The sequence below is a fragment of the Roseomonas genomospecies 6 genome, from assembly GCF_008365375.1.
In the GTDB taxonomy this organism is placed as follows: domain Bacteria; phylum Pseudomonadota; class Alphaproteobacteria; order Azospirillales; family Azospirillaceae; genus Azospirillum.
Genome location: NZ_QOKW01000091.1, coordinates 1 through 887 on the forward strand (window position 1 = coordinate 1; position 887 = coordinate 887).

Annotated in this window: 1 protein-coding gene; it reads left to right on the forward strand. The window is 72.0% G+C overall.

The annotated features are described in order from the left end of the window. The coding region (locus tag DS843_RS31500) for an Ig-like domain-containing protein (RefSeq protein ID WP_286192423.1) at positions 1-887 on the forward strand (887 nt) is incomplete at both ends.

The window sequence follows — 887 nt, forward strand, 5'->3', positions numbered from 1 at the left end:
CAACGACCAGCCCCGGATCACGGGTCTGAGCGGGACGGCGACGTTCGGTGAGGACGCGATCAAGACGGCGGCGCGGCTGGACGCGGACGGCGCGATCGTCCTCGACGACCCCGACAGCGGCGCCTACAACGGCGGCACGCTGACCGTCACCGGCATGATCGCGGGCGAGGACCACGTCTCCCTGCCGGAAGCGGCCACCGCGCCGACGAACCCGGCGACCAACCAGATCTGGCGCGACGGCACGGGCGGCGTCCACGCCTACGACGGCACGGTCTGGGTGCGGATCGGCAGCGTCACCACCGACACCGCCAGCACCTTCACGGTCACGCTGACCGCCGACGCCACCAAGGCGCGGGTCGAGGCGCTGATCGGCTCGCTGACCTACCGCAACGGCTCCGACGCGCCGACGCTGTCGCGCACGCTGAGCGTCACCCTGACCGAAGCCGGCGGGCTAGGCAGCACCGAGGCGGCGACCATCGCGGTCACGGTCAATCCGGAAAACGACGCGCCCCGCGTCACCGCCAACAGCTTTACCGTGACCGAGGGTGCTGCGACGCTGCTGCTGGACGCCAGCAACGCCAACATCGCCGTGACCGAGGTCGACGGGGTGACCGGCCAGACGATCCAGGCGACGGTGACGCTCAGCACCGGCATCTTCAGCGCGGTGGGCGGCAGCGGCGGTACGGTGACGGGCACCGGGACCGGCACGCTGACCCTCACCGGCCTCACGCTGGCGGAACTGAACGCCCGGCTGAAGGCGTTGACCGTCGCCTACCCGGCGGTGGGCGGGGCGACGGCGTCGGACTGGAACGGGGCCATCACCGTGACGGTGGTGGTGGAGGACCTCGGCAACCTGGGCAGCCGCCCGGCAACGCTGGAGGGCGACG